The organism is Gemmobacter denitrificans (assembly GCF_036964905.1).
Lineage (GTDB): Bacteria > Pseudomonadota > Alphaproteobacteria > Rhodobacterales > Rhodobacteraceae > Gemmobacter > Gemmobacter denitrificans.
Genome location: NZ_JBALHR010000018.1, coordinates 52,825 through 61,891 on the forward strand (window position 1 = coordinate 52,825; position 9,067 = coordinate 61,891).

At 63.1% G+C, this 9,067-nt stretch carries 10 protein-coding genes; 4 read left to right on the forward strand and 6 right to left on the reverse strand.

The features are described 5' to 3' along the window. Positions 1–7: 7 nt before the first annotated feature. From hpaD (V6590_RS18810) to V6590_RS18825, 4 genes are read right to left on the reverse strand one after another with little or no spacing between them, the layout of a single operon-like run. Complete coding sequence (hpaD, locus tag V6590_RS18810; protein WP_335425240.1) at positions 8–988, reverse strand: 3,4-dihydroxyphenylacetate 2,3-dioxygenase; 981 nt, start codon at positions 986–988, stop codon at positions 8–10. A 7-nt stretch (positions 989–995) separates the two neighbouring features. After that, complete coding sequence (gene hpaD, locus V6590_RS18815; protein ID WP_335425241.1) at positions 996–1,850, reverse strand: 3,4-dihydroxyphenylacetate 2,3-dioxygenase; 855 nt, start codon at positions 1,848–1,850, stop codon at positions 996–998. A 36-nt stretch (positions 1,851–1,886) separates the two neighbouring features. Then, a complete protein-coding gene (hpaE, locus tag V6590_RS18820; RefSeq protein WP_335425242.1) occupies positions 1,887–3,392 on the reverse strand; it encodes a 5-carboxymethyl-2-hydroxymuconate semialdehyde dehydrogenase in 1,506 nt (501 codons plus the stop codon). Further along, positions 3,389–3,778, reverse strand: a complete 390-nt coding sequence (locus V6590_RS18825) for a 5-carboxymethyl-2-hydroxymuconate isomerase (RefSeq protein WP_335425243.1) — start codon at positions 3,776–3,778, stop codon at positions 3,389–3,391. Before V6590_RS18825 ends, hpaE begins: the two co-directional genes overlap by 4 nt. A gap of 103 nt (positions 3,779–3,881) precedes the next feature. Between V6590_RS18825 and hpaR the strand changes: the two genes are divergently transcribed. Beyond that, complete coding sequence (gene hpaR, locus V6590_RS18830) at positions 3,882–4,337, forward strand: homoprotocatechuate degradation operon regulator HpaR (protein ID WP_335425244.1); 456 nt, start codon at positions 3,882–3,884, stop codon at positions 4,335–4,337. A gap of 19 nt (positions 4,338–4,356) precedes the next feature. On the opposite strand, the gene V6590_RS18835 is transcribed toward hpaR, so the two are convergent. Continuing rightward, entirely contained in the window at positions 4,357–5,142 is a 786-nt protein-coding gene (locus V6590_RS18835) for an enoyl-CoA hydratase (protein ID WP_335425245.1), read from the reverse strand. A gap of 67 nt (positions 5,143–5,209) precedes the next feature. On the opposite strand from V6590_RS18835, the gene V6590_RS18840 reads away from it, so the two are divergent. Then, positions 5,210–5,617, forward strand: coding sequence for a PaaI family thioesterase (locus V6590_RS18840; RefSeq protein WP_434063286.1), 408 nt, complete (start codon positions 5,210–5,212; stop codon positions 5,615–5,617). Between the two features lie 11 nt (positions 5,618–5,628). On the opposite strand, the gene V6590_RS18845 is transcribed toward V6590_RS18840, so the two are convergent. Beyond that, positions 5,629–5,979 (reverse strand): bactofilin family protein, encoded by a 351-nt coding sequence (locus V6590_RS18845; protein WP_335425248.1) that lies wholly within the window; start codon positions 5,977–5,979, stop codon positions 5,629–5,631. 189 nt (positions 5,980–6,168) lie between these two features. Between V6590_RS18845 and V6590_RS18850 the strand changes: the two genes are divergently transcribed. Together V6590_RS18850 and V6590_RS18855 are read left to right on the forward strand one after the other, a co-directional pair. Beyond that, the gene (locus V6590_RS18850; protein WP_335425249.1) at positions 6,169–7,131 is read left to right on the forward strand and encodes an agmatinase; all 963 of its coding nucleotides are present in this window, start codon (positions 6,169–6,171) and stop codon (positions 7,129–7,131) included. A 69-nt stretch (positions 7,132–7,200) separates the two neighbouring features. Next, positions 7,201–8,868, forward strand: a complete 1,668-nt coding sequence (locus tag V6590_RS18855) for an amidohydrolase (protein WP_335425250.1) — start codon at positions 7,201–7,203, stop codon at positions 8,866–8,868. The last annotated feature ends 199 nt before the right edge of the window (positions 8,869–9,067 follow it).

The window sequence follows — 9,067 nt, forward strand, 5'->3', positions numbered from 1 at the left end:
TTTGCGTTCAGGGGGCGATGATCGGTTGGGCCTTCAGGTCGCTGTCGAGCAACGCGGCCCCGTCGAATACCGATCCCAGTTCGAACCAGCTGCGCGGCGCGGGGGCACCCCAGAGGGTCTGGCGTTGCGGGTCTTTCAGATCCCATCTGATCGGCTCCAGATCGGGATCGCAGGTCTGATAGTCAGAACAGTAAATCTCGGTCCGGTGCCCGTCCCGGTCGCGGATGTAAAGAAAGAAGGCGTTGGAGATGCCATGCCGCCCCGGCCCGCGTTCGATATTGTCCAGATAGCCCGTGGTGGCCATCAGATCGAGCAGGTCGATGATATTGAGCGGGGTCGGCACCCAAAAGGCGGTGTGATGCAGGCGCGGCCCGGTGCCATTGGTAAAGGCGATGTCATGCACGCCACCCTTGCGGTGCATCCAGGCCGCCCAGGTGCGGCCGGTTTCTTCGTCCGCCGTGTATTCGGTGACGCGAAAGCCCATTTCGCCGTAGAACTCCACCGCCGCATCGACATTGGACGAGAACAGGTTGAAATGGTCGATCCGCAGCGGCTTGACCCCGCGATACAGGTTGTACTGCTGATGAATGGGCGGCAGCCGGTCCATGCTGGCGTAAAACTCCAGCGGCACGCCCCAGGGATCGCGCGTGGCCAGAACCCGGCCCATGAACGGGCGTTCGATCCAGTGAACCGGCAGGCCCTTGGCGTGGAACCAGTGTTCGGCGCGGTTCAGATCCTCTTCGGCCCAGACCTTGAACCCCAGCACCCCGACCGAAGGCACATCGGCCTTGCGCAGGATCAGGCAGTGATGCCCGCGTTCCTCCATCGCGCGCAGATACAGGCTGTGTGTATCTTCATGCGTGACCTGCAGGCCCAGCGTATCGACGTAATACCCGCGCGACCATGCCAGATCGGTCACACGCAATTCGGTATGGGACAGGCGAAGAATGTTGAAGGGCGGGAACAGATTGGGGGCGGGAATGGGCATCAGGTCCTCATTGAATGGGAAAGATGACGTTCGTCTGCCCGGTGCCGGACGACGGGAAGTAGGGGGTCACGACTTCGCATCGGGCGGTGTACTGGTCCCAGCCAAGCGCCCCATACAGCATGGCGGTGTCATGCATTGAACCCTCGCCGCAGCAGAACTGGGCATATTCGGGCAGCATTTTCAGGAAGGTTGCATGGTCGCCGCGTTGCCACATGTCGAGAACGTGGAGGTCCATCTGGCGGTTGAATTCGCTGGAAATGGTGAATGTGCCATTGTTTGCGGCGTAATCCCTGTTTGGCCAGATCTTGTGCGAAAGAGAGCCCGATGCGATCAGCAGCACCTTGCTGTTGCTGGCCTCCACCGCCTTGCGGATCGCCTGCCCGATCACGCGGCTTTCGTCATGGCTATGGACGGTGCACCAGGCGGCAATCGAGACCACCTTCATCTTGTGCGCCCGGCTCATGAACCGCATCGGGACGAGCGTGCCATATTCCATTTCGAGACTGTCAAGATGATGGGCAAGCGTATGTACCCCCAGCCCCCTGGCCGCTTCGGAGATGGCATCCCCAAGTTCGGGGTTCCCATCATAGCTGTAGGGCATGTTCTGGATGAACTGGGGAAATTCGTTCGAGGTGAACAAACCTTCGAAACGGGTATTCGCGTTGATGTGGAAGCCCGCATTGATCACCCAATGCGTGTCGCAGATGATCACTGTATCGGCCCCAAGCGCCTTGGCGCGCCGGGCGATTTCAAGGTGGCCGTCGATGGCAGCTTGCCGCTTTCCGTGGATCGGGCCTTCCTGTTCGGACATCAGCATCGTCGGGACATGCGTGCATTTCGCCGCTAGAACGATCTCTCCCAAGGTTTCCTCCCTTTGAGTGATGTGGAAAGGTGGGGGTCAGACGCCCAGCCGCTGTATCTTGTGCTGGCCAAGCGCGAAGGCCACGTTCTTGGTTTCCATGTAGAATTCGAACGACCAGTCGCCGCCGTCGCGCCCGATGCCCGATGCCTTGACCCCGCCGAAAGGCGTGGGCAGGTGGCGGACGTTTTCGCTGTTGACCCAGATCATCCCGGCCTCCAGCTCGTCGGACACCCTCAGCGCGCGCGTCAGGTCATTGGTCCAGACATAGCCGGTCAGACCATAGGCCACGCCATTGGCGATCTGCAGCGCCTCGGCCTCGGTCGTGAAGCGGATCGAGGTCAGGAAGGGGCCGAAAACCTCTTCCTGCGCGATGCGCATGTCGGGGGTGGCATCGGTGAACAGGGTGGGGCGGATGAACCAGCCCTTGTCGCCCTGCCGCATGCCGCCCGCCGCCAGTGTCGCGCCATCGGCCTTGCCGATGTCCACATAAGAGGTGACCTTGTCGAAATGGGTCTGGTGAATCAGCGGCCCGATTTCGGTTTGCGGGTCCAGCGGATGCCCGACGCGGATGGTGTTCACCCGCTGGGTCAGTGCCGCATGGAAGCGATCCGCGATGCTGTCCTGCACCAGCAGGCGGCTGGAAGATGTGCAGCGTTCCCCGTTCAGCGAATAGATCATGAAGATTACCGCATCCAGCGCGCGATCCAGATCGGCATCCTCGAACACGATGACAGGGTTCTTGCCGCCCAGTTCGAAATGCACCCGTTTCAGCGTTTCCGATCCCTGCCGCATGATCATGCTTCCGGTGCGGCTTTCGCCGACAAAGGCAATGGCCTTGATATCCGTGTGTTCGGTCAGCGCCCGGCCCGCGCCTTCGCCCATGCCGTTGACAAGGTTCAACACGCCGGGGGGCAGGCCGGCCTCGTGGCAGATCTCGGCAAGGATGCGGGCAGACAGGGGGCTGAATTCCGCGGGCTTGTGAACCACGGTGCAGCCCGCCGCGAGCGCCGGGGCGATCTTCCAAGTGGACAGCATGAAGGGCGTGTTCCACGGCGTGATCACGCCAACCGGCCCGATCGGGCTGCGCGAGGTGACGTTCAGATGGTCCTTGGTGGGCAGGCTTTGGCCATCCCGCGCACCGGGGGCAAGATCGGCGAAGAAGCGGAAATTCTCGGCCCCGCGCAGGGCGGCCTTGGACATGAAACGCCAAGCCTGACCGGTATCCCAGCATTCGCACAAGGCGATTTCTTCGGCCCGTTCTTCGATCAGGTCGGCAATCCGGTGCAGGATCGCCTTGCGCCGGTCGCCGGGCAGGGCCGCCCATGCCGGAAACGCTGCCTTGGCCGCCTTGGCCGCCGCATCAATGGTGGCCGCATCGCCAAGCGCGACCCGGGCAATCAGGCTTTCATCCACCGGTGACCGGGTTTCGAACCATTGATCCCCGGCCACATCGGCCCCGGCGATCAGGTTCAGGATGCCCTTGTCGCGAAACCGCGCCAGATGGGTTTCAAGCCGGGCCAGATGGGTGGCAAGATCGGTCATTCGCAATCTCCCAGATAGCGGCGGATGGAGGAGGTCTTGGGCGACAGCGCAGGGTCGATGTCGCGCATTTCGAAGCTGAGCATGAAACTGCTGCTGGCCAGCACATCGGCGCAAAAGCGTTCTGCCGCCGCAAAGATATGGGCGGTGGCTTGTGCCTTGGCCTCGGTCGTGCGTCCGCCGCGCAGACGCAGCGAAATGTCAAGAAAGGCGTGATCGGGATGGCCATCGGCAATCACCACATGGGTGCAGGCCGTGGCCCGAACCCGGATGCCCGCCAGTGGCAGGATACCGGTTTCCACCGCCGCATCGCGCAAGGTGCGGCACAGACCCGCAAGATCGAGGCGGCTTTCAAGGTTCGGGGAATAGTCGATCTGGATATGCGGCATCGTGGCCCTCCTGATACTTGCTTTGTTAAGTAAATTGATTGCAGTGTCAACAAATTTCTGCGGCGGGCTTGAGAGGGGCAGCGTTCCGCGCAATAGTCAGGCAATGACCGATGACCCCCCAATCCTGCGCCAGACCCGCCGATCGCTGCCCATCGCCCTGTTGCGGGCGCGCGAAAGCGTCATGGGGCCGATCCGCGAAATGCTGGCGACGTCAGGGGTGAATGAACAGAAATGGCGCGTTTTGCGTGTCTTGCAGGAACAGGGTCCGCTGGAGCTGAGCCAGGTCGCCACGGAGGCCTGCCTGCTGCTGTCCAGCCTGACGCGCATGGTGCGCCCGATGGAGGAAGAGGGGTTGATCGCCCGTCGCACCCCGCCCGAAGACCGGCGCAAGACGATCATCGCCATCACGCCGGCGGGCGAGGCGCTGGTGCGCGCCCACTCCGCCGAAAGTGCGGCCCTGTTTGCCCGGATCGAACAGGAGTTCGGGGCCGAGCGGCTGGAACTGCTGCTTGATCTGCTGGGCGATCTTCAGTCGCTGGATTTGCGTGGGCGTAAATAGGCCCGCACGCGGCGCTCTGTCAGTGCCAGTCGGGTTTGCGCTTTTCGATGAAAGCCTGCACGCCTTCGGCGGTATCGCGCATCATCATGTTTTCGGCCATCACGGCGGCGGTATGGGCATAGGCCGCCGAGAGATCCATCGGCAGTTGGTCATAGAAGGCGCGTTTGCCGATCTTGACTGCCGCCGTCAGCTTGGCCGCGACGGTCTGCGCCAGTGCCAGCGTGCTGTCTGACAGATCGGCCGGTGCGGCGATGCGGTTGACAAGGCCAAGGTCACGCGCGCGCGCAGCATCGATGAATTCGCCGGTGGTCAGCATTTCGAACGCCTGCTTGCGCGGGATGTTGCGGGTCAGGGCCACCATGGGGGTGGAACAGAACAGGCCGATATTCACCCCGTTCACGCCAAAGCGCGTGCCCTCTGCCGCGACGGCCATGTCGCAACTGGCGACAAGCTGGCACCCTGCCGCGGTGGCGATACCATGCACCTCGGCGATCACGGGCTGGGGCAGGGCGGGGATCATCTGCATCATCGCGCCGCAACGGGTAAAGAGATCAAGGAAATAGGCGGCGCCCTTGTCGGGTGCCGTGCGGGCGGCCTGCATTTCCTTCAGATCATGCCCGGCGCAGAAGGCCTTGCCCGCGCCGCGCAGGATGACCACGCGGGTCTCACGGTCATCGGCCAGCGCGCCAAGGCTGCCGGTCAGCGCCGCCAGCATGGCATCGGACAGGGCGTTCAGGCTGGACGGGCTGTTCAGCGTCAGCCGGGTGACGGGGCCGAGACGTTCGGTCACGATCAGGTCGGTCATCTTGTCATTCCTCCGCTTTGGCGAAAGGGTAGCGGGGCAGATGGGGAAGGGAAAGCCAATGATCGTGATGGATGCACCGGCGCTGCGCGCTTTTCTGGCTGCGGAATTTCCGCAGGTGGCCAGCGAATTCGCCATCGAAGAGGTCGGCGAGGAGCTTGTGGTGCGGCTGCATGTCTCGGATCGCCATTTGCGGCCCGGTGGCACCGTATCGGGGCCGACCATGTTCGCGCTGGCCGATGTGGCGATCTATCTGGCGGTTCTGGCGCGGCTGGGGCCAGTCGCACTGGCGGTGACCACCAATTGCAGCATCGACTTTCTGCGCAAGCCCGAGGCGGGACGCGACCTTATTGCGCGCGCGCGTCTCCTGAAACTGGGGCGGCAACTGGCGGTGGGTGATGTGTTGATCTGGTCAGAGGGCGGCAGCGACCCGGTTGCCCGGGCCGGGTTGACCTATGCCATTCCGCCAAAGCGGTAGCGGGGCGCCTGTCAGCCCTTGCTGCGGGTGAAGCGGCCTTCGATCGTTGCGCCGCTTTCGATGCTGAGCATGCTGTAGGTCAGATCGGCCCGGACCAATGCCGTGCTGCGCAGGGCAAGGGTGACGCAGACAGCCTGACCTTCCAGTTTGCCGCGAATGTCGATGGTTTCCGCCATGATCGCGCCCTTCACGCGGCCATCGGGGCCAAGCACCAGCGTACGCGCGGTGATCTTGCCTTCCACTTCGCCCATGATTTCCACGGTGCCGTCCGAGGTGATGTCGCCATGGATGCGAACGTCCTGAGCGATCAGCGAACGTCCTGCGGGGGCGGCGGGGCGGGTGGATTCGGCGGGAAGGGACATGGCAGAGTTCCTGAAAGGGGTTGCGGCGATAGAAGGCGCAGCGCGGCGTTCGGGTCAAGCGGGAAAGCCTGCATCCGGGCGATTTCCGCCGCTGGCCGGGCAGCTGCTGTGCGCCATGTCGTTTTCGGACGTGACAAATGCCCCCGGCGGTGCTTGCTTGGAACGTGATCAAATTGCCATGGGGCTGCCATGACCGATCCGCTCTTCTTGCCGGTATCAGGGTTCGATCTGCCGCGTTTTGCCGGGGTGCCGACCTTCATGCGCCTGCCGCATGTGCCGCTGGACCATCCGCGCATCGGCGAGGTGCAGGTGGGGCTGATCGGGGCGCCCTGGGATGGTGGCACGACCAACCGCCCCGGCCCGCGCCATGGGCCACGGCAATTGCGCGATGCCTCGACCATGATCCGCGCGCAGAACGGCATCACCGGCACCCATCCCTTCGAACGGGTGCGCTGTGCCGATCTGGGGGATGTGGGGCCGAACCCGGCTGATGTGATGGACAGCCTGGCCCGGATGGAGCGGTTTTACACGCAGGTGCGTGACAAGGGAATCGTGCCGCTGACAGCCGGGGGGGACCATCTGTGCAGCCTGCCTATCCTGCGCGCGCTGGCGAAGGATCGCCCGCTGGGCATGATTCATTTCGACAGCCATACTGATCTGTTCCACAGCTATTTCGGTGGCACGATGTACACCCATGGCACGCCCTTCCGGCGCGCGGTGGAAGAAGGGTTGCTTGATCCCGCGCGGGTCACGATGATCGGCATTCGCGGCACGGCCTATGACAGCGAGGACCGCGATTTTGCCCGCGCGGTGGGTATTCGGGTCATTCCGATCGAGGAATTCCATGCCCGTGGCCCCGAGGATGTAATGGCCGAAGCGCGCGCCCGCGCAGGCGCGGGGGATACCTATGTCAGCTATGACATCGATTTCGTCGATCCGGCCTTTGCCCCGGGGACCGGCACGCCCGAAGTGGGCGGCCCCAACAGCTGGCAGGCGCTCCAGGTCGCGCAGGGGCTGCGGGGGGTAAAGATCGTCGGGGCCGACCTTGTGGAAGTGTCGCCGCCCTTTGATCCGTCGGGCGCGACGGCTTTTCTGGGGGTCTCGATCATGTTCGAGATGCTTTGCGCCATCGCAGAAGGTTTGGCGGGGTAAGGGGGCGCTGCCCCCATCGCGCGATGCGCGACACCCCCGGGATATTTGGACCAGAATAAAGGAGCGGCCATGCACGCCGATATGATCATCACCAATGGCAAGGTCCTGACCATGGATGCCGGGCGGCCAAGGGCCGAGGCCGTGGCAATTCGCGATGGCCGGATTCAGGCGGTGGGCACATCGGCAGGGATCGCCCGCCTGGCGGGGCCGGAGACGCGGGTGGTGGATGTGGGCGGGCGCACGGTGCTGCCGGGCTTCGTGGAAAGCCATCTGCATCTGGTGCTGGGGGGGGCAGAGCTGACCCAGCTGCATATCGGCGGGCTGCATGGCCTGGACAATCTGAAAGCGGCCTTCGCGCCCTATGCCGCCGCCAATCCCGATGCGCCGTTGCTGATGGCGCAGGGGGCGGAATACGGCTTGCTGGATCATCCGCTGACCCGGCACGATCTGGATCAGGTAATCGCTGACCGGCCCATTGCGCTGATGGCGCCGGATCATCACACTGTTTGGGCCAATACGGCGGCGTTGCAGTCAGCCGGCCTGTTGCATGGTGCAGAGATGCCCCACGGGCATGAGGTGGTGATGGCTGCCGACGGCACCGCCACGGGCGAGCTGCGCGAGTTCGAGGCCTTTGGCCCGGTGATCGCGCTTGGCGGTGAACAACGGCTGCATCTTGGGATCGCTACCGGGGGTGAGCCCGACCCCTGGCCCGATGCGGAACAGCGTGCGATGGACAAGGACAAGATCGCGCGCGGTCTGGCACATTGCGCGGCGCATGGAATCACCAGCATGGTGAACATGGATGGCAACCGCTACACGCTGACCCTGCTTGCCGAAATGGAGGCCGAGGGGCGGTTGACGGCACGAGTCAAGGTGCCCTTCCACTTCAAGCCACATATGGACCTGTCAGAGCTGGACCGGGCCGAGGCGATGGCGCGCGACTTTGACAGCGACTTCGTGAAGAGCGGTTTCGTGAAGATGTTCATGGACGGGGTGGTGGACAGCCGCACGGCCTTCATGCTGAACGATTACCCCGGCACGCCGGGGCACCGCAGCGAACCGCTGTTCGAGCCGGAGCGGTTCAAGACCATCTGCCGTGAAATCGACGCGCGGGGATTGCAGATTGCGGTCCATGCGATCGGCGATGGGGCCGTGCGCACGACGATCGACGGCTATGAAGCTGCCGGTCAGGCCAATGGGTTCCGCGACATGCGCCACCGGATCGAACATATCGAACTGATCGATCCCGCGGATGTGCCACGGCTGGGGGCGCTTGGCATCACGGCCAGTGTCCAGCCACCCCATCCGCCTGGGGTGATGGATTTCCCTCTTTCGACGATGAGTAGTGTGTTTCACCGTGTCCGTTGGCGGGATGCGTATTTGTGGAGGACGCTGAAGGATCATGGTGCGATGGTTGCTTATGCGAGCGACTGGCCTGTGACGGATGTGAGTGTTCTGCGTGGTTTGCAGGGTGCGCTGACGCGGGTACCGTTTGGGGCTGACTGTTCGGATGAGCGACTGGGTCTTGAGGAGTCGTTGCATGCGTACACTTCTGGCGGAGCGTTTGCGGCGCATCTGGACGGGCTTTGCGGGCGTTTGGTTTCTGGTTTGGCTGGGGATGTTGTTGTGATTGACGGGGATGTCGAATCTGTAGCGCCGTGTGAGCTTGGTCGGACCGGGATATTTCTGACGATTGTGGGGGGTCGGGTTGTTTTTGGGTCGGGGGATTCGGGCTGATTCTGGGGTCTTGGGTTTGGTCTGGAGGGGTTGAGGGTTTGGTCGTTACAAATTTTGCATATGGAATGTTCAACAAAACAAGGGGTTGGTCTGGGTGTTGTGCAGAAATTTGAGGGTTGGGTTCATTTTTGGTCTTGCGGGTATTTGTTGATGGGCCTAGATACCGGCTCACCGAAACGGCGGGGACGCTGGAGAGGGG

Coding starts and splice junctions, on each gene's coding strand:
- hpaD (WP_335425240.1), bottom strand. CDS start 988: ATGCCCATTCCCGCCCCCAATCTGTTCCCGCCCTTCAACATTCTTCGC.
- hpaE (WP_335425242.1), bottom strand. CDS start 3,392: ATGACCGATCTTGCCACCCATCTGGCCCGGCTTGAAACCCATCTGGCG.
- V6590_RS18825 (WP_335425243.1), bottom strand. CDS start 3,778: ATGCCGCATATCCAGATCGACTATTCCCCGAACCTTGAAAGCCGCCTC.
- hpaR (WP_335425244.1), top strand. CDS start 3,882: ATGACCGATGACCCCCCAATCCTGCGCCAGACCCGCCGATCGCTGCCC.
- V6590_RS18835 (WP_335425245.1), bottom strand. CDS start 5,142: ATGACCGACCTGATCGTGACCGAACGTCTCGGCCCCGTCACCCGGCTG.
- V6590_RS18840 (WP_434063286.1), top strand. CDS start 5,210: ATGGATGCACCGGCGCTGCGCGCTTTTCTGGCTGCGGAATTTCCGCAG.
- V6590_RS18845 (WP_335425248.1), bottom strand. CDS start 5,979: ATGTCCCTTCCCGCCGAATCCACCCGCCCCGCCGCCCCCGCAGGACGT.
- V6590_RS18850 (WP_335425249.1), top strand. CDS start 6,169: ATGACCGATCCGCTCTTCTTGCCGGTATCAGGGTTCGATCTGCCGCGT.
- V6590_RS18855 (WP_335425250.1), top strand. CDS start 7,201: ATGCACGCCGATATGATCATCACCAATGGCAAGGTCCTGACCATGGAT.